Below are 17,305 nucleotides of genomic sequence, written 5' to 3' on the forward strand. Positions count from 1 at the left end.
CTCAGCGGTTCCGGGTGGTCGCGCGCTGCAGCGCGGCGACCGCGAGCTCGACCTCCGCGGTGAGCTGCCCGAGCAGCGGCTCCGCTCCGGTGGTGTGGCCCTCGATGCCGAGGGTCTCCAGGCGCTGGGCGGCCTCGGCCACCCGGGGCAGGCCGAGGTTGAGGGCGCTGCCCTTGAGCTGGTGGGCGGAGGTGAGCAGCCCCATCGCCTCGCCCCGGCCGATGGCGTCGCGGATCGCGACCAGCTGGTCGCCCACCCGGCCCATGAACGATGCGGCCGTGCGTTCGAAGAAGCTGATGCCGTCCTTGCGCAGGTCGTCGAGCATCGCGATCCGGTCCGCGTCCAGCACTCCGGCCTCGGGATCCGCGTGGGGGCGGGGGGCCGGCTCGGCGGGGGCCTGCCCGTCGCCGTCGGAGACAGCCCACTCGCGCACCACGCGTTCGAGCTCGACGATGTCGACGGGCTTGGTGAGGTAGTCGTCCATCCCGGCGGCCAGGCACCGCTCCCGCTCGCCCTCCATGGCGGAGGCGGTCATCGCGATGATCGGCACCCGCCGGCCGACCGGCTCGCGCCGGCGGACCTGCCGGGTGGCGTCGAACCCGTCCAGGCGGGGCATCCGGCAGTCCATGAGGACCGCGGCGTACTCGTGCGGCCGGGTGAGCAGCTCGACGGCCTCGATGCCGTCGGCGGCGACGTCGACGGTGCAGCCGAGGTTCTTCAGCAGCCCCGCGGCCACGAGCTGGTTGACCTCGTTGTCCTCGACCACCAGGACCCGGACGCCGAGGCCGGGTGCGGTGCGAGCGGTGGCGGGGGACTGCTCCTCGGTGACCCCGCCGAGCAGGGCGAGCAGGGCGCCGCGCAGCTCGCCGTGGCGCACGGGCTTGCTCAGCGACGCCTGGATGCCGGCCTCCTCGACCTCCTGGCGGGACACGGTCTGGTCGGACGTGAGCAGCAGCAGCGCCGGGGCGCCGAGCGTCGGGTCGCTGCGGATCTGGCGGGCCAGCATCAGACCGTCGGTGCCGGGCATCATCAGGTCGAGCAGCGCCAGGTCGTAGGGATCACCCGAGCGGACCGCCTCACGCAGGGTCGCGACCGCCTCCGCGGCCGACTCGACCGCCACCGGCCGCATCCGCCAGGCCGAGAGCTGCTGGTCGAGGATCAGCCGGTTGGTCTCGTTGTCGTCGACCACCAGCGCCCGCCGGCCGGCGAGGTGTCGCGAGTCGCGCGCCTCCAGAGGCCGGGCGGGAGTCCGCGAACCGCGGCCGAAGCGGGCGGTGAACGAGAACGTGCTGCCGCGGCCCGGCTCGCTCTCGACCCAGATCTCACCGCCGAGGGCGGTGGCCAGCTGGCGGGAGATCGCCAGCCCCAACCCGGTGCCGCCGTGGCGGCGGGTGGTGGAGGGGTCGGCCTGGGTGAACGCGTCGAACAGCCGCTCACGGGCATGGGGCGCGATCCCCACCCCGGTGTCGGCGACGTCGACACGCACCACGACGTCCGTCCCGGACTCCTCGACGACCCGCGCCTGGATCACGACCTCGCCGCGGTCGGTGAACTTCACGGCGTTCGACCCCAGGTTGGTCAGGATCTGGCCGAAGCGCACCGGGTCGCCGCGCAGTTGGGCCGGTACGTCGGGGTGGCAGGCGACCACGAGCTCGAGACCCTTGCTGTGCGCCGGCCCGCTGAGCACCGAGGCGACCTGGTCGAACACGGAGCGCACGTCGAAGTCGGCCGTCTCGAGCTCCAGCTTGCCGGACTCGATCTTGGAGAGGTCGAGGATGTCGTTGATGATCCCGAGCAGGGTGAGGCCGGCGCCCTGGAGGTTCTGGGCCAGCCGGCGCTGGTGCTCGTCGAGCTCGGTGAGCAGCAGCAGGTCGGTGAGGCCGATGACGCCGTTCATCGGGGTGCGGATCTCGTGGCTCATCGTCGCCAGGAACTCCGACTTCAGCCGCGAGGCCTCCATCGCGTCGTCGCGCGCCTCGGCGAGCTGGGCGGCGCTGCGCTCGCGGTCGGCGACCACGGCCAGCTGGCCGGCGACCTGGTCGATGAGCTGTCGGGCGTTCGCGTCGGGCGGCACCTCGTCGGCCAGCAGCTCGGCCACCCCGATCACCGAGCTGCCGGTGGAGACCGGGAACGCCACCACGCTGTGGGTGTCCTCGAGGCCGGGCGCCGGGCGGACGTGCACCTGGCCGGAGGACCGGGCCTGCTCGGCGAGGTCGAGGTCGACCGCCACCTCGACGGGTGGCCGGGGCGCGGCCCGGAGGTCGAGGGGCTCGGCGAGGCCCTCCCCGTCGCAGATCCATGCCCCCAGGGCGTACCAACCGGTGCGGTCGGGCAGGCCGTGGGCCATCAGCACCAGGGCCTCCTCGAGGGAGGTCGCCAGGTTGGCGGCCGTCGCCATCTGCCCCAGCAGCTCGAGCCGTCGGGTCGCCTCCGCGGCCTGCTCGTCGGCCGTGCGGAGGTCGGTGACGTCCTGGACGGTGCCGCCCGTGCGCACCGCGACCCCGTCGGCGTCGCGCTCGACGTACCCGACGACCCGGCCCCAGTGGAGCGACCCGTCGCGGTGCACGATGCGCACCTCGTAGGTGTACTCCGCACCCTCCGCCATCGCCTGGCGGGCGGACTGGATCACCTGGTCGTGGTCGTCGGGATGGACGAAGGACAGCAGCTGGTCGATCGTGGAGGGCACCTCCTGGGGCGCCAGCCCGAGCAGCCGGTACAGCTCGTCGGACCACACCATCTCGTCGGTGTCGACGTCGCGCTGCCAGCTGCCGAGCCGCGCGATGTGCTGAGCCTGGGCGAGCTGCTGCTCACGGACCACCAGACGGTCGAGCAGCTCCTTGCGCTCGGTGTTCTGCGCGACCCGGTGCAGCCAGCCCGTACGCCGTCCTGCGGCGTCGAGCATCGGGACGTAGCTGACCAGGCCCCACACGGTCGACCCGTCAGGGCGGTGGAAGAACGCGTCGACGTTGTCTCGGCCCTCGCCGGACGCCACCATCTCGGCGAGCCAGCGCCGGAAGTCGCTGCGGCCCTGCTCGTCGAAGAAGTCCGCGACGTGCCTCCCGCACAGGTCGGCCTGGCTGCGGCCGAGCATCTGCGCCATCCGCTCGTTGGCGTACGTCGTGATGCCGTCGTCGTCGAAGATCCAGATGCCGTCCGGCAGCAGCTCGAAGGCGCGCAGGTCAGGGCCGGGGTCCCCGGCTCTGACGGCGTCCCCCACCGAGCTCATGCACCGATCATCGCCCACGTTCCCCAGAATGTGAGGCGATCACCGTAGGCAGTGGGTGAGCCGGCCCACTGCGGGCTGAGGTCAGGCTTGGTCGGTCTCGGCGTACTGCTCGGAGTGGGAGTAGTAGCCCAGGGCGGTGCTCAGGCTCTCCAGCGAACGCCGAGCCGCGAGCGCGAACTCGGGGGCAGGATCACGGTCGAGGCAGTCGTGGTGGACGGCGCCCAGGCCGATGCTGGGCGCGGCGCTCGACTCGTCGGACCGCAGCTTCGCAACCGCGGTGACCTCGTCCCCGTCGTCGGACAGTTCGATGTCGACGTGCCAGGTGGTGGTCTGCATTTCCTGCTTCTCTCCTCGTGTCGCACAGACGGGTCTCGTCCTCGAGATGAGTCAACAGGTCGCAGAGCGCCCCCGACACGGACTACTGCACCCCGCGGGCGGGGACCTTGGTCCTCCTCCCGGCTGGGCAACGGCCGGGCGCGGGGCAGCGTGGCGCCCGGCACGTGACGAGCGCCACCCCGCCTCGTTGACCCGGCATGCGTTCGCGACTCGTGCTGGTGGTGCTGACCCTCGTGGCGGCGCTGCTGGCGACTCCCCTGCACCCTCTCGCGACTGCTGGAGGAGCGCCGCCCGCCCGCGGCTCGCTGGTCGTCGAGGTGCTCTCCAACCGGGCCGACCTGATCTCGGGTGGCGACGCCCTCGTCGCGATCGGCATCCCCGACGGGGTGCGTCCCGGGCGGGTCCGGGTCACGCTGGGTGGGCGCGACATCACGGGCCGGTTCGCGGTCCGCGACGACGGACGGTTCCTGGGCCTGGTCCGCGGGCTTCAGATCGGGCGCAACGTGCTCCGGGCCACTGCCCCCGGGGCGCGTGCCGATCGCGCGGTGATCATCGACCACCCCAACGCGGGTCCGCTGTTCTCCGGGCCGCAGACCGAGCACTACCGCTGCCAGGAGTCGGCGCACGACGCGGACTGCAACGAGCCCGCGACCTACGACTTCCTCTACAAGTCGACCGACCCGCTGACCCCCGACCTGCAGCCCTATGACCCGGCCAACCCGCCGACGGACGTCGCGACCACCACGACCGACCAGGGCGTGGAGGTCCCGTTCGTCGTACGCCGCGAGCAGGGCTACCAGGACCGCGACCGTTACACGATCCTCACCCTGTTCCGTCCCGGCACGCCGTGGCGTGCGTGGTCGCCGCAGAAGCAGTGGAACCACAAGCTGCTGGTCACCCACGGCGGTGGCTGCGGGGCGGCGTACACCCCCGGCTCGCCGCCGCTCGCCGACTACTCCGGCACCATCGACGGCGTCCCGGTGGTGACGCCGAGCTACGTGACGGCGCTCGGCCTCGGTTTCGCGGTGCTGTCCACCGCCCTCGACAACACCGGCCACAACTGCAGCGTCGCGATGAACGCCGAGTCGGTGCTGATGGCCAAGGAGCGGCTCGTCGAGCAGTACGGCGACCTGCGCTACACGATCGGCACCGGCTGCTCGGGCGGCTCGATCGCCCAGCACACCGTCGCCAACGCTTATCCCGGGATCTACCAGGGCCTGGTCACGACCTGCTCCTACCCCGACGTGTTCACCGCGGGCGCGCAGTTCGCCGACTACCACCTGCTCCGGCTCTACTTCGAGGACCCGTCGCGCTGGGCGCCCGGCGTCGTGTGGACGCCGGTGCAGATGGCGCAGGTGGAGGGCCACCTCTCCCACCTGAACGCGGTCGTCGCCGACGAAGGGCTGTTCAAGGCCGCCCTCGATCCCGAGCACGCCTGCCCCGGCACCGCCGCCCCCGTGGCCGGTGATGCCGCCACTCGCTACGACTCCGACATCAACCCCGGTGGTGTCCGCTGCTCGGTGCTCGACCTGCTGGTCAACCAGCTCGGTCGCCGCCCCGCCTCGGTGTGGTCGCCCCAGGAGAAGGCCGTGGGTCACGGCTTCGGGGGCATCCCGTTCTCCAACGACGGCGTGCTCTACGGCCTCGCCGAGCTGCGCTCGGGCGCCATCACCGCCGCTCAGTTCGTCGACCTCAACTCCCAGCTGGGCGGCCTCGACGTCGACTCGCAGCCGATCGCCGGCCGCATCGCGGGTGACCCGGCCTCGGTGGCCCGCGCCTACCGCACCGGCCTGATCAACGAGGCCAACCACCTCGACGAGGTCGCCATGATCAACCACGGCGGTCCCGACCCGGGCCTCGCCCACGACTACGCGCACGCGTTCTGGACCCAGGAGCGGCTGCAGGCCGACCAGGGCAACACCGACAACCGGGTGATGTGGTTCGGGCCCACCCCGCTGATCGGTGACGTCCGCTGGGCCAACGAGGCGCTGCTCGCCATGGACCGCTGGCTGTCCGCCGTCGAGCAGGACCACGGCACCGAGCCGCTCGCGCGCAAGGTCGCCGACGACCGGCCCGCCGACGTCACCGACCGCTGCGTGGTCGCCGAGCTCGCCGACGCCTGCGACGTCGAGCAGCTCCAGACCCTCCAGACCCGGCTCTCGACCCCGCGCCAGGAGGCCGGCGGCCCGCTCGCCAACGACATCGTGGACTGCCGGCTGACCCCGCTCGAGCGCGCCGACTTCGACTTCATGGTGGTGCCGTTCACCGACGACCAGTGGTCCACCCTCGAGACGACCTTCCCCCACGGCGTCTGCGACTGGTCGCGCCCCGGGGTCGGCCAGGGCCCGGCGCAGACCTGGCTGCGTTACGACGCACCCGACGGCTCCCCGGCGTACGGCGGCCGCAACCTCCCACCCGTGCCCGCACACTCCGCCCTCGGCCTGGTCGCCCCGGCCTTCGCCGAGATGCTCCGCAAGTAGCCGCGGCTCGCGCGTCGCCTCCGGCGCCGCGCGCGGCCGCGGATGCGGCTGGGGGCAGTGATCCGACGGTGTGGTTGCGGTCAGCGCGTTCGCTGCGGCTAGCCTCGCCGAGTCGGCGCGTCTGCACGCTCTGGGTCGCCGAGTCGGCGCGTCTGCACGTTTGGAGCGGCTCGAGTCGGCGCGTCTGCACGGCGCGAGGACGTCGAGCCGACCTGCGGACTTCCTCCGGCACGCCTACTCCCGACTGCGGGGGATTGACCTCGGGCGCCGGACGGGGCAGCGTGCCGCCATGAGGCGCGCCCCGCACGAGAATGTGGCGACCGTGCTGGTCGACCCGGCGGTGCTGCACGAGCTCGAGGTGCACCTGATGTCGCTGGACCTGTGGGTGTGGCCGGTGGCGACCTCGCCGGTGTACGTCGACGGCCCGCGGGCCGCGTTCCAGCTGCGCCGCCGGATGCTCACCGCCCACCGCGGGGCGTGGGACGACGCGGCGACGTGGACGCCGGTGTGGATCGCGTTCGGCGAGACCTGGCGGCACGGCGCCGACCCGCTGCCGTGGGCGGCACACCAGACGCTGTGGCGCACGCTGGAGCAGTACGCCGCGCACGTGCGCTACCGGCTCGGCCTGGGCGGGATCCCGCGGCTCGAGGTGCCACGCGAACGCATCGCGTGATCCGGCGGGTGATCCGGCTGGTGGTCTCAGGGGACCATGGACCCTGAGCCGACCCTGTGGTGCCCCGGTACCCTGGAACCGTGATCTCCCGACTGCAGCCCAAGGCGACGTCCGCCTGCCTGCCGTCGGTGCCGTTGATCCGCCGCCGTGCCGTCGACCACTGCCTGGTCCGGTCCGCGCTCTGTCGCCTGCGCTGAGCGCCCGCTCCGCTGCGCCCCTCGGCGCGGCCGGGGTTGGTGCGCACCCTCGACAGACCACCACCCACCCCACGCAGTGAAGGAATCTCCCGTGCCCGTCTACGACGACGTCACCCAGCTTGTCGGCAACACCCCGCTCGTCCGCCTCAACCGCGTGGTCGGCGACGCCGGCGCCACCGTGCTGGCCAAGCTCGAGTTCTACAACCCCGCGAACAGCGTCAAGGACCGGATCGGCGTCGCGATGGTCGACGCCGCCGAGGCGTCCGGTCAGCTCGCCCCCGGCGGCACGATCGTCGAGGCGACCTCCGGCAACACCGGCATCGCCCTGGCCATGGTCGGCGCGGCCCGCGGCTACCGCGTGGTGCTGACCATGCCCGAGACGATGTCGCGCGAGCGGCGCGCGCTGCTGCGCGCGTTCGGCGCCGAGCTGGTGCTGACCCCGGGCAGCGAGGGCATGAACGGCGCCGTACGCCGGGCCGAGGAGATCGCGTCGCAGGACGGGGCCGTGGCCGTGCGCCAGTTCGCCAACGCCGCCAACCCCGAGGTGCACCGCCGGACCACGGCGGAGGAGATCTGGAAGGACACCGACGGCGAGGTCGACATCCTGGTGGCCGGCATCGGCACCGGGGGGACCATCACCGGCGTCGGCCAGGTCCTCAAGGACCGCAAGCCCGGGCTGCAGGTCATCGGCGTCGAGCCGGCCGAGTCACCGATCCTCAACGGCGGCCAGCCCGGTCCGCACGGCATCCAGGGCCTCGGCGCCAACTTCGTGCCCGAGATCCTCGACACGACCGTGTACGACGAGGTGGTCGACGTGACCGCGCCGGACGCCATCGCCTGGGCCCGCCGCGCGGCCACCGAGGAGGGGCTGCTCGTCGGCATCTCCTCCGGCGCGGCGATCAAGGCGGCCGTCGAGGTGGCGCAGCGCCCCGAGAACGCCGGCCGCACGATCGTGGTGATCATCCCGTCGTTCGGTGAGCGCTACCTCTCCACCCCGCTGTTCGAGGGCCTGGTCGACTGATGGCCGTCCGCATGTGGACCCGCATCCGCGAGGACCTGCGCGCCGCCCGCGAGCAGGACCCCGCCGTACGCTCGACGGCCGAGCTGGTGCTCGCCTACCCCGGGCTGCACGCGGTCTGGATCCACCGCGTCGCCCACCGGCTGTGGCAGCACCCGCACGGCCGGCTCCTGGCGCGGCTGGTCTCACACGTCGGCCGCGGGGTGACCGGGATCGAGATCCACCCGGGCGCCACCATCGGCCGGCGGCTGTTCATCGACCACGGCATGGGCGTGGTGATCGGGGAGACGGCGATCGTCGGCGACGACGTGCTGATCTACCACGGCGTCACGCTCGGCAGCCGATCCGCGGTGCCGGGCCGCCGGCACCCGCTGGTCGGGGACGGTGTGGTCATCGGCGCCGGGGCGCGCGTGCTCGGGCCGGTCACCGTCGGGTCCGGGGCCCGGGTCGGCGCCAACTCCGTCGTCGTGCGCGACGTGCCCCCGGGCACCACCGTGGTCGGGATCCCGGCGCACGAGGCGGACACGCTCGCCGAGTGGGCGATCGACCCCGCGCTGCTCATCTGAGCGGCCGCGCCCCGAACTGCGCGCGGTAGTCGCGCGGCGAGAGCCCGGCCGTACGCCGGAACAGCTGGCTGAACGTCGCGGGGTCGCGGTAGCCCACGCGCCGTGCGACCTCGGCCACGGACTGCTGGGTGGTCGTGAGCAGGTGCTGGGCCCGGCGCACCCGCTGCGACTGGAGGTACTGCAGCGCGCTCTCTCCGGTGTCGGCCGCGAACCGCCGCGTGAGCGTGCGCGGGCTGACGTTGAGCTCGGCGGCGAGCCGGCCGAGATCGAACGGCTCGTCGAGGTGGTGCCGCAGCCACCGCTGCACGCTCGCCCCGAACGTCGCCTCGCCGGGCGGCAGCAGCTCGGCGTCGACGTACGGCGTCTGCGCGACGCGGGCGTCGTCGAGCAGCGCGATCCGGGCCGTGCGCCGGGCGACGTCCGCGCCGCGCTGCGCCCCCAGGAGCTGCAGCGTGAAGTCGTACATCGCGCTGAACGCCGCCGTCGTGGTGACGCCGCCGTCGCGCACCACCAGCTCGTCGGCGACCACCTCGGTGTCCGGTGACCGCTTCGCCAGCGCTCGGGCGAACAGCCACGACGTCGTCGCTCGCCGGCCCGTCAGGAGACCTCCCTCGGCGAGCAGGAACGCCCCGACGCAGACCGAGACGACCTGGGCTCCCTGCTCGTGCGCGGCACGGAGGTAGCGGATCTCGGGGGCGAGCCCGGCGAGCACCTCGTCGAGGTCGACGGCCCGCCCGCCCAGCTCGAAGCCGGGCACGACGACCACGTCCGGGGTGGCGGCGGGCGGCCGGGCGACGAGGGTGACGCCGCCCGAGGCCTGGACGCGGGGGGAGGGCCGGACGCCGACGACCTCGACACCGAGGCTCGCGGCATCGGCTCCGCCGGCGGTGGCGACGTGCCGGCCGATCGTGAGCACGTCCAGCACCCCGAAGACCTCGGAGGCGAAGCACCCCGGATAGGCGACGATCGCGATCCGCACGATGGCTATGGTGCCATCGAAACCGGCGTTCGGGACACTGGTCGGGATCCGCCGGGCGGCGGCAGCATGACCGCGTGCCCTACGCTGCCGCCGACGACCCGCTGCAGGACTTCACGCTGCGCCGCCTCGACCTCGACGGTGACGGGGGGCTGGTGCGCGACGTCTACGTCACCGGCGACGACGGACCAGGGGTGATGGTGATGCCGGAGATGCCGGGCATCAGCCCCGAGCTCGCCCGATTCGCCCGCTGGGTGCGCGACGCGGGGTTCGTCGTCTACGTGCCCTCGCTGTTCGGGCGCCCCGGGGTCGTGGTGAGCGCCGAGGAGGGGGCCGAGGTGATGCGACGGGCCTGCGTCAGCGCGGAGTTCCGGGTGCTCGCCGGCGGCGGGACGAGCCCGGTGGTGTCCTGGCTGCGACGGCTGGCGGCGCTCGCCCACGAGGAGTGCGGCGGCCCCGGGGTCGGCGTGGTGGGCATGTGCTTCACCGGCAACTTCGCGCTGACCACGGCCCTCGAGCCCGCGGTCCTCGCGCCCGTGCTCAGCCAGCCCTCGCTGCCGCTGGACGACCCTGCCGGACTCGAGCTCTCGGATCAGGATGCCGCCGCCCTGCGGCAGCGGTTCGAGCGCGACGACCTGGTGGCGCTCGGCCTGCGCTTCGACGACGACCGGTGGTGCCGCCGCGAACGGTTCGACGCCTACCGATCACTGCTGGGTGAGCGGTTCCACGAGCGGGTGCTGCCGGCCGGCTCCGCCAACCCGGAGCCGTCGCCGTTCCACCGCGATGTCGTCGCGTCCCCGCACAGCGTGCTGACCGTGCACCTTGTCGACGAGGCCGGTCACCCCACGATCCAGGCCCGCGACGCCGTGCTCGACTTCCTGCGCGAGCGGCTCGGGACTCCGGGTGCGCCCCGATGAGGACGGCGTTCCTGGGCCTGGGACACATGGGCCGGCCGATGGCGGCCAACCTCGCGCGCAGCGGCGTGGACCTGGTCGTCTGGAACCGCACCGCGAGCGTCGCGGCCCCCTTCTCCGAGCTCGGGGCCGAGGTCGCCGGCAGCGTCGAGGAGGCCATCGCCCGCAGCGAGCTCGTGATCCTGATGCTCGCCGACGACACGGTCGTTGACGAGGTGCTGGACCGCGACGGCCCGGGCTTCGCGCGGCTGGCGGGCCGGACGGTCGTGCAGATGGGCACGGTCTCGCCGGCGTACTCCCTGGGCCTGGCCGGCGCGCTCGGCGCGATCGGCGCCAGGTACGTCGAGGCCCCGGTGTCCGGGAGCCGGATCCCCGCCGAGCAGGCCCAGCTCGTGGCGATGGTCGCCGGCCCGGCGGACCTGGTGCCGGCGGTCTCCCGGCTGGTCGCGCCGATGTGCCGGACGGTGGTCGCCGTCGGCGAGGTCCCGCAGGCGCTCGCGATGAAGCTCGCGGTCAACACCTTCCTGATCACCCAGGTCTCCGGGCTGGTCGAGTCGTTCCGCCTCGCCCAGGCGGCCGGGCTGGACCTCGAGGTGTTCCGCTCGGTCCTCGACGCCGGCCAGATGGCCAGCGACATCTCGAAGGTCAAGCTCGCCAAGCTGGTCAGCGCCGACTACGCACCGCAGGCATCGGTCGGCGACGTCCTCTACATCGCCCGTCTCATCGACGGGCTGTGCGCCGAGACGGGGGTCGGGCTGCCGCTGATGGGGGAGGCGCTCGAGCTGCTGGCCCGCGCCGTGGCCGCGGGCCACGGGGACGAGGACATGATCGCGGTGCTCCGGGCGCTCGGGCCGCGCCCGGAGGGCTGATCAGGGCAGGGGCGCCGTCCACAGGCGCGCTCCGTCGGGCGCCGAGGTCGCCCACCACAGTGCGCCGGCCGCGACCGTGAAGCCCCGCGGGCTGCCGGCAGGAGTGTCCAGCTCGCGCCAAGTGTCGCCCTCGTCGACGAGCAGGTGGTCATCGACGGTGATGGCGAAGCCGTCGGCCGCGGCGTACGCCGCCACGTGCTCCGAGGACGGCCCGGCCGCGACGGCCGGCAGCGCGACCGCCGCCGGCACCCCCGCGGGGGAGAGCGTCCACGCGGCCAGGTGCTCGCCAGCGTACCCCACCACGACGCACGCCCCGTCGTTGTCGCAGGCGGCCGCCCGGGCCGCCGCGACGTCGTCCTCGGCGGGCAGCAGGGCGGACGTCCAGGGGCCCGCGGACCCCGGAGAGGTCCAGATCGCCGGGCCGGTGTGCACCTCGTCGGCGAACGAGGTGATCGAGCCGGCCACCAGGAGTCCGCGGCCGCGCCGGGCCATGCCACCAACCGAGGGCTGCTGCTGGTCGTTGGCCGCCAGCGGCGTGCCGGCCGAGGCGCGGCGGACCCACTGCCCCCGGTCGTACGCCCAGATCGCGATGTCCAGCCCGGACCCGCCCTCGCTGACCCGCGAGCCGGCGAGGAGCGGCGGACCCGCGGCCGGTACGACGACCTGGGCGAGCCCGCCCGCCATCGGACCGCCGAACGTCTCGAAGTCCTGGGGGTCCTCGGTCACCCCTCCGCCGGGGCCGAGCGTGCCCGACCACGCGGTCCAGCGGGTGATGCCGTGCGCCCCGCCCGATCGCCCGCCGAAGGCGTAGACCCGCCGTCCGGTCACGGTGATGCCGTCCCAGATCGTGCGCCTGCCGTAGTACGTCTCGACGGTCACCGGCACGACCGTCGAGACGTACTGCACCTCCAGCAGCCGCGGCCCCCGGTGTCCCGCGGCGTCGCCGTCCGCCGCCACCAGCACGGAGCCGTCCGGGCCGGGCGCCAGCAGCGACGGCTCGAACCCGTCGGGGAGTGCCGTGGCCGACCAGGTGGTGCGCGCCTGCCGCTCGGCGGGATGGGCGGACGAGCAAGCTGCGACGGCGAGCGCCGTCAGCAGCACCACCCCCGCTCCGCAGCTCGCCCGCATGGGCGACACCCTCGCCAGTCGGCCGGTCCGGGTCAATGGCTCAGGCCGCCACGGTCTCCGGGGCGTCCACGAGCGGGGGCTCTTCGGCGAGGGGCAGTACGACGACCTGCCGCCGCGACCGCCGCCGGCTCCAGGCCCGGACGCCGACTGCGGCGAGCGCGGCGACGAGCAGGGCCAGCGCGCCGGCCGGCTCGGTGCGCAGCAGCGCGGTGATCAGCGAGCCCGCGCCGACCCAGAGCAGGCTCCAGAGGGTGGAACCGACCAGCGACGCCGCGAGGAACGTCCGGTAGCGCAGGTGGGCGACGCCGGCGACGGCCGGCATCAACGTGCGCACCACGGGCAGCAGGCGGCTGACGATCAGCGCGACCGCACCCCGGGTCCGCAGCAGCTCCACGCCGCGGTCCCAGTGGCGGATGCCGATCCGGCGGACGATCCGCGACTGCGGGAGCCGGACGCCCAGGAGCCGGCCGAGCCCGTAGTTGAGGTGGTCGCCGGCGACCGCGCCCAGCGTCACGAGCAGCACCAGCAACGGCAGGTGCGCGTCGGGTGTCGTGGCGGCGATCGAGCTCACCGCGGCCTCGCCGGGCAGCACCAGCCCGACGCCGAGGACCGCCTCGGCGAACGCAGCCACCCCACCGAGCAGGGGTCCGGTCCATCCGTCGCCGCCGGTGATCGAGGCCAGGGTCTGGCCGAGGTCGAGGATCACGAGGTGCCGGCCCGGGTGAGCCGGGCCAGCCGGGGCAGTCTCGTTCGGCCGGGCGCGGGGAACGCGAGCAGCGCGATCCCGAGGAACGCGATCGCCACGGCGGTGTCGAGGAACCAGTGGTTCGCGGTCACGGTCACGACCGCGAACGTCATGAGCGCGTGCGTCGCGGCCAGCCAGGCCAGCCAGCGCGGGCCGGTGCGGGCGACCACGACCGCGATGAGGACGGCCCAGCCCACGTGCAGGCTCGGCATCGCGGCGTACTGGTTGGCGACGGTGGCGCTCGCGCCGTCGTACGCCGAGGGGCCGTAGACGTTCATCGTGTCGAGGAAGCCCCACTGCGGGAACATCCGCGGCGGGGCGAGCGGGAACGCGATGTGCACGGCGACCGCGGTCAGGGTCTGGACGACCATCAGGTTCCGCGCCCAGCGGTACTCCGCCCGTGGCCGGGCGACGAATCCCCAGACCAGGAACGTGATCGTGAGCGGGAAGTGCACGCTCACGTAGTAGACGTTCGCGGCCTCGAAGAGCCGCGGGATCGCGACGGCGTGCTGGATCGCGGCCTCCGACGGCAGGTGCAGCACCCGTTCGAGGTGGCGGACCAGGTCGGAGTGGCGGTGGGCGGCGGCCACGGACCCGGCGGTCAGCATCCGGCCCGCGCGGTAGACGAGGTAGACCCCCACGATCAGCGCGAGCTCGCCGAGCGCGGAACGTACGCCGGCCCAGGTGACGCGCCGGGGGCGGGTGAGCGCCCCGGCGCCGTCGGGGGCGTCCACGATCACGACGCCGGCGGTCGACCGGGCGGTCGGTGCGGCGGGCCAGGCCCCGAGGGCGCGCGCCGTCGTGCTTGCGGCACGAGGCGCGCTCTGGTCCACGCTCACGCCCTGCTCCTTTGCGCTGGTGGCGGTCCGGGAATGGTTTGCCGGTCACGGGGGTTGACCCCGTGCCGGCCTCCGCGTCATCGGCCTCCACGCAAGTGGAGGCCGTCTCCGTTTGTACGGTACGCGATCCGGAGAGATGTTTCCACTTATTTCGTGGCCGAGTTTGTCAGAGTCCTGATCGAAGTGGAGAACCGCCTCCGCTTCGGTAGGCTGGCGGGATGACGACGTCCGCGGGCACCGACCCAGGCGCACCGGCGCTGCGCAAGGACGCCCAACGGACCCGCCGCCAGGTGCTCGACGCGGCGAAGGAGCTGTTCGCCGCCCGCGGGGTCGAGGTCGGCTTCGACGAGATCGCCCGGCACGCCGGCGTCGGCGTCGGGACCGTCTACCGCCGCTTCCCCTGTCGTGAGGACCTCGTCGAGGCCTTGTTCGCCGACAAGATGGAGCGGATCAAGGAGCGCGCGGCGGCCGCGCGCGAGATCGCCGACCCGTGGGAGGCGCTGGTCTGGTTCTGCGAGAGCAGCATCGCCGAGCAGCAGCACGACCGCGGCCTGACGCAGGTGCTGGCTCGGAGCACGGTCAGTGCGGGCTGCCTCGGCGGCCTGCGCGACGAGATCGCCGTGGCGGTCGACGGCGTCGTACGCCGGGCGCAGGACGCCGGGGTGGTGCGATCCGACCTGGCCTACGTCGACCTCGCGGTCTGCCTCCACCTGCTCAGCAGGATGAGCGTCGAGGGCAGCGAGGTCTGGCGCCGCTACCTGGCGCTCTTCCTCTCCTCGATCCGGGCGCAGCCCGACCAGCCCGACCAGCCCGGACTCCCCGGTCCGGCACCCACCTTCGCCATGGTCGAGGAGATCGCCCGCCGCCTCTGACGCAGGCGGGTCAGGCGACCACGTGGTCCCAGCCGGCGGCGAGGTAGTCGATGAACGCCGGGCCGACGGCCTCCTGGCGCAGCTCGTCGCGAGTCAGCGGGCCGGGTCGGGCGGTGAAGCCCGCGTCCGCGATCGCCCGGGCGGCGAAGTCGTGGTGGAGGATCGCGCCGATGCCGACCGTCACGATGTCGGCGCCCTGGTCCAGGCACCACTGCGCGTCCGCGGCGGACAGGACGCGACCGGCGACCCCGAGCCGGGTGCCCTCGCGCGGCAGGTCGGTGAAGTGCTCGATGAGCAGGCCGTCCGCGCCCCCGCGGGGGCGCATGAAGACGTCCCACAGCGACATGTCGAGGTAGTCGAGCAGCCCCGAGGCCAGCATCCGGCGCGCGGTCTCCCGGCCCTCCTCGAGGAGGATGCCGTTGCCCTCGGGCGTCAGCCGGAGCCCGAGCTGGAACGCCGGCCCGGTGGCGGCCCGGATGCCCTCGAGCACCTCCACGACCACGCGCAGCCGGTGGTCGAGCGAGCCGCCGTAACCGTCGGTGCGGAGGTTGTTGCGCCCGTCGAGGAACTGCCCGAGCAGGTAGCCGTGGGCGCCGTGCACCTCGACCCCGTCGAACCCGGCCCGCTCGGCCAGGACGGCCGCCGCGACGAAGTCCGCGACGGTCTGCTCGATCTCGCCGGTGGTCATCGCCACGGCGTTCTTCGCCGGGTCGTCCCACGGGCACTGGTTGGGCCGCCCGCTCAGCGCGGGGTCGGCGCGCCGGCCGCCGTGGTGCAGCTGCACCGACGACCGCGCCCCGGTCGCCCGCAGCCGCGCGGCCAGTCCGGTCAGGCCCGGCAGGTGCTCCTCCGAGGCGATGCCCAGCTGGCCGCCCCAGGCCTGGCCGGCGGGAGCGACGTACGCCGCCGCCGTCATCACCAGGCCGAACCCACCCTCGCCGCGTGCCTCCAGCCAACGGGTCTCGTCCTCCGACAGCGTGCCGTCGGGGCGGCTCTGGGTGTTGGTCAGCGGAGCGAGCGCGAAGCGGTTGCGCCAGTCGGGACCGTGGCTCAGGGACAGCGGGTCGGAGATCGAGGTCACGGCTCCATCCTCCCCGGCGCCGCCCACGCGGGGCTACGTGGGTTCGCCCCGAGCGGCGAGGGTCCGCTAGCCTCGGACGCGAAAGGGAGTAGTCCTCAACGGTCGCGTCGACATGCTGGCCCCCCTCCTGCAGTGGGGCCCGGCGCGGCAGGCCACCCGTGGCGGACGAGACTTTCGACCAGTTGCTGACCCTACGTCGGACGCGCCTGGTCGAAGGGCGTCCAGGACCTGGCGATCACCCTCCGGCTCAGGCCCGGAGAGGACCCGAACCCGTATGTACGCCTTCCTGCTGAGCACCGCCGTGATCTTCGTGGCCGAGCTCGGCGACAAGAGCCAGCTGATGGCGATGACGTTCGCCGCCCGCTACCGCGCGCGTGACGTGCTCATCGGCATCACCGTCGCCACGGCTGTCGTCCACCTCGCCTCGGTCGGGATCGGCTACTGGATCGGCGACGCGTTCGCCGGCCAGCAGCACTGGATCTCGATCGCGGCCGGAGTCGCGTTCCTCGGCTTCGCGGCCTGGACCCTGCGGGGCGACGAGCTCACCGACGACGAGGCGGCCAAGGCCCGCTCCAGCAAGGGTGCGGCGATCCTCGCGGTGGCTGTCGCGTTCTTCCTTGCAGAGCTGGGGGACAAAACGATGCTGGCGACGATCACGCTCGCGACCCAGGGGGGCTGGCTCGGCACCTGGCTCGGCTCCACCCTGGGCATGGTCGTCGCCGACGCGCTCGCGATCGGCCTCGGCGCGCTCCTGGGCCGACAGCTCCCCGAGCGGGTCATCAAGATCGGCGCCGCGGTGCTCTTCGCGGTGTTCGGGGTGCTCCTGGTCGCCGACGGCCTCAGCAGCCTGTGACGGCCGGGTCCCGCTCGGTGCCGTCGTCGTCCCCCACCGGATCCGCGGCGGCCTGCTCGAGCCAACGGCGGCGGACCTCGACCTCGTGCTCGATCAGCTCGACGAGCGACGCGGCGGTCTCGGCATCCGCGCGAGAGACCTTGACGGCGTACGGGTCGTCGCGGTGGTCCTCGATCGCCGGCGCGTCGGCCACCAGCACCCGGACGATGACCCGGCCCTTCCGTGTGGTCTCGAGCCGCGCGCCGAGCACGCGGTCCCACTCGATCTCGAGCGTCCGCACGACGTGTCGCCGCGCGGCGTCGGAGGCGGTGCGACCGATCCGGACGCCGTCCAGCGAGACATCCAGGCGGGCGTGGCGTCCCGACGCGTGAGTGGCTGTCACGCGTCGATCTGACCACACGAAGGTGAACAGCCCCCGGGGGTCTCGGCCTCCGAGCCCCGTCGGGGTGGCCTGCGCCACGGTCGGCTCGGGTCTCTGGACCCTGGTCACGGGTGGGCCGGGCAAGTGGGCTGGGGACCGGTGGGACGGGGA

The 17,305-nt window shown here is 73.6% G+C and carries 15 protein-coding genes and 1 pseudogene; 8 read left to right on the forward strand and 8 right to left on the reverse strand.

Features of this window, described 5'->3' with window-relative positions:
* Position 1 precedes the first annotated feature (1 nt).
* Together AC3ANS_RS01595 and AC3ANS_RS01600 are read right to left on the reverse strand one after the other, a co-directional pair.
* On the reverse strand, positions 2-3,226 hold the full coding sequence (locus AC3ANS_RS01595) for a response regulator (protein ID WP_488294429.1): 3,225 nt from the start codon (positions 3,224-3,226) through the stop codon (positions 2-4).
* A gap of 81 nt (positions 3,227-3,307) precedes the next feature.
* Positions 3,308-3,562 carry a hypothetical protein gene (locus tag AC3ANS_RS01600; RefSeq protein WP_488294430.1) on the reverse strand — a complete coding sequence of 85 codons (255 nt, stop codon included), beginning with the start codon at positions 3,560-3,562 and terminating at the stop codon, positions 3,308-3,310.
* A gap of 197 nt (positions 3,563-3,759) precedes the next feature.
* Here AC3ANS_RS01600 and AC3ANS_RS01605 point away from each other — a divergent pair, with 197 nt between their 5' ends.
* The 4 genes from AC3ANS_RS01605 to cysE all read left to right on the forward strand — a co-directional run bounded on the left by AC3ANS_RS01605 (position 3,760) and on the right by cysE (position 8,496).
* Entirely contained in the window at positions 3,760-6,042 is a 2,283-nt protein-coding gene (locus AC3ANS_RS01605) for a DUF6351 family protein (RefSeq protein WP_488294431.1), read from the forward strand.
* Between the two features lie 289 nt (positions 6,043-6,331).
* On the forward strand, positions 6,332-6,715 hold the full coding sequence (locus AC3ANS_RS01610; protein WP_488294432.1) for a hypothetical protein: 384 nt from the start codon (positions 6,332-6,334) through the stop codon (positions 6,713-6,715).
* 288 nt (positions 6,716-7,003) lie between these two features.
* Entirely contained in the window at positions 7,004-7,933 is a 930-nt protein-coding gene (cysK, locus tag AC3ANS_RS01615; protein ID WP_488294433.1) for a cysteine synthase A, read from the forward strand.
* On the forward strand, positions 7,933-8,496 hold the full coding sequence (gene cysE, locus AC3ANS_RS01620; RefSeq protein WP_488294434.1) for a serine O-acetyltransferase: 564 nt from the start codon (positions 7,933-7,935) through the stop codon (positions 8,494-8,496). Before cysK ends, cysE begins: the two co-directional genes overlap by 1 nt.
* Here cysE and AC3ANS_RS01625 read toward each other — a convergent pair.
* Positions 8,489-9,475 (reverse strand): GlxA family transcriptional regulator, encoded by a 987-nt coding sequence (locus AC3ANS_RS01625; protein WP_488294435.1) that lies wholly within the window; start codon positions 9,473-9,475, stop codon positions 8,489-8,491. The genes cysE and AC3ANS_RS01625 overlap by 8 nt on opposite strands.
* 74 nt (positions 9,476-9,549) lie before the next feature.
* Here AC3ANS_RS01625 and AC3ANS_RS01630 point away from each other — a divergent pair, with 74 nt between their 5' ends.
* A complete protein-coding gene (locus AC3ANS_RS01630; RefSeq protein WP_488294436.1) occupies positions 9,550-10,389 on the forward strand; it encodes a dienelactone hydrolase family protein in 840 nt (279 codons plus the stop codon).
* On the forward strand, positions 10,386-11,255 hold the full coding sequence (locus tag AC3ANS_RS01635) for an NAD(P)-dependent oxidoreductase (RefSeq protein WP_488294437.1): 870 nt from the start codon (positions 10,386-10,388) through the stop codon (positions 11,253-11,255). The genes AC3ANS_RS01630 and AC3ANS_RS01635 overlap by 4 nt, the downstream gene beginning before the upstream one ends.
* On the opposite strand, the gene AC3ANS_RS01640 is transcribed toward AC3ANS_RS01635, so the two are convergent.
* Genes AC3ANS_RS01640 through AC3ANS_RS01650 form a run of 3 tightly spaced genes read right to left on the reverse strand, consistent with a single transcriptional unit; the run spans position 11,256 to position 13,967 of the window.
* On the reverse strand, positions 11,256-12,383 hold the full coding sequence (locus AC3ANS_RS01640) for a hypothetical protein (RefSeq protein ID WP_488294438.1): 1,128 nt from the start codon (positions 12,381-12,383) through the stop codon (positions 11,256-11,258).
* Between the two features lie 40 nt (positions 12,384-12,423).
* A complete protein-coding gene (locus tag AC3ANS_RS01645) occupies positions 12,424-13,089 on the reverse strand; it encodes a DedA family protein (protein ID WP_488294439.1) in 666 nt (221 codons plus the stop codon).
* The gene (locus tag AC3ANS_RS01650; protein ID WP_488294440.1) at positions 13,086-13,967 is read right to left on the reverse strand and encodes a phosphatase PAP2 family protein; all 882 of its coding nucleotides are present in this window, start codon (positions 13,965-13,967) and stop codon (positions 13,086-13,088) included. The genes AC3ANS_RS01645 and AC3ANS_RS01650 overlap by 4 nt, the downstream gene beginning before the upstream one ends.
* A gap of 218 nt (positions 13,968-14,185) precedes the next feature.
* Between AC3ANS_RS01650 and AC3ANS_RS01655 the strand changes: the two genes are divergently transcribed.
* Positions 14,186-14,839: a TetR/AcrR family transcriptional regulator gene (locus AC3ANS_RS01655; RefSeq protein ID WP_488294441.1), complete on the forward strand. Its 654-nt coding sequence runs from the start codon at positions 14,186-14,188 to the stop codon at positions 14,837-14,839.
* Positions 14,840-14,849: 10 nt separating this feature from the next.
* Here AC3ANS_RS01655 and AC3ANS_RS01660 read toward each other — a convergent pair whose 3' ends face one another.
* Positions 14,850-15,920: an NADH:flavin oxidoreductase gene (locus AC3ANS_RS01660; protein ID WP_488294442.1), complete on the reverse strand. Its 1,071-nt coding sequence runs from the start codon at positions 15,918-15,920 to the stop codon at positions 14,850-14,852.
* Positions 15,921-16,194: 274 nt separating this feature from the next.
* Here AC3ANS_RS01660 and AC3ANS_RS01665 point away from each other — a divergent pair.
* Positions 16,195-16,761: pseudogene (locus AC3ANS_RS01665) on the forward strand (TMEM165/GDT1 family protein); the annotation flags it as partial.
* On the opposite strand, the gene AC3ANS_RS01670 reads toward AC3ANS_RS01665, so the two are convergent.
* A complete protein-coding gene (locus AC3ANS_RS01670; RefSeq protein ID WP_488294443.1) occupies positions 16,760-17,155 on the reverse strand; it encodes a hypothetical protein in 396 nt (131 codons plus the stop codon). The pseudogene AC3ANS_RS01665 and the gene AC3ANS_RS01670 overlap by 2 nt on opposite strands.
* Positions 17,156-17,305 lie beyond the last annotated feature (150 nt).

This window comes from Nocardia sp. 149-1B (assembly GCF_057747975.1).

Bases quoted from the DNA above. Each gene is read 5' to 3' on its own strand.
- AC3ANS_RS01595 (WP_488294429.1), bottom strand. From the start codon at position 3,226: ATGAGCTCGGTGGGGGACGCCGTCAGAGCCGGGGACCCCGGCCCTGAC.
- AC3ANS_RS01600 (WP_488294430.1), bottom strand. From the start codon at position 3,562: ATGCAGACCACCACCTGGCACGTCGACATCGAACTGTCCGACGACGGG.
- AC3ANS_RS01605 (WP_488294431.1), top strand. From the start codon at position 3,760: ATGCGTTCGCGACTCGTGCTGGTGGTGCTGACCCTCGTGGCGGCGCTG.
- AC3ANS_RS01610 (WP_488294432.1), top strand. From the start codon at position 6,332: ATGAGGCGCGCCCCGCACGAGAATGTGGCGACCGTGCTGGTCGACCCG.
- cysE (WP_488294434.1), top strand. From the start codon at position 7,933: ATGGCCGTCCGCATGTGGACCCGCATCCGCGAGGACCTGCGCGCCGCC.
- AC3ANS_RS01635 (WP_488294437.1), top strand. From the start codon at position 10,386: ATGAGGACGGCGTTCCTGGGCCTGGGACACATGGGCCGGCCGATGGCG.
- AC3ANS_RS01640 (WP_488294438.1), bottom strand. From the start codon at position 12,383: ATGCGGGCGAGCTGCGGAGCGGGGGTGGTGCTGCTGACGGCGCTCGCC.
- AC3ANS_RS01655 (WP_488294441.1), top strand. From the start codon at position 14,186: ATGACGACGTCCGCGGGCACCGACCCAGGCGCACCGGCGCTGCGCAAG.